Below are 353 nucleotides of genomic sequence, written 5' to 3' on the forward strand. Positions count from 1 at the left end.
CGAAGATTTCGAGGTGGTGGAGTCCGCGGCGGGGGCGGCGGAGGAAGGCGCCTTGGCGGTGGCGGAGGTCTTCTTCGCTGGGTTCGGTGCCGTCCTGGTCGATGGCGTCGGTCCAGCGCTGGGTGATGCGGGTGAGGAAGTCGTGGTCGTTGGTGGTCGCGGTGCGGGTCAGGACGTGTTCCATCCGGGCGAGGTCCTCGGGTGCGGCGATGTGGCGGACGCGGTCCAGGGCGGTGGTGATGATGGTTCCGGCGCGGGAGGCGATGGTGCCGGTGGCGAGGGCGGCGGCGGTTTCTTCGCAGGCCGGGGGCAGGGGCTGGCCGGTGATGCCGGTGCGGGGGAGGACGGCGGAG

General features: G+C 72.2%; 1 protein-coding gene. It reads right to left on the reverse strand.

The window, feature by feature from the left end; genetic code table 11:
- A partial coding sequence (locus tag ABFP37_RS22555) for a DUF222 domain-containing protein (RefSeq protein WP_347035041.1) occupies positions 1–353 on the reverse strand: 353 nt, incomplete at both ends.

Origin of the sequence: Burkholderia sp. RS01 (genome assembly GCF_039748055.1) — a bacterium.
GTDB lineage: Bacteria > Actinomycetota > Actinomycetes > Actinomycetales > Micrococcaceae > Arthrobacter.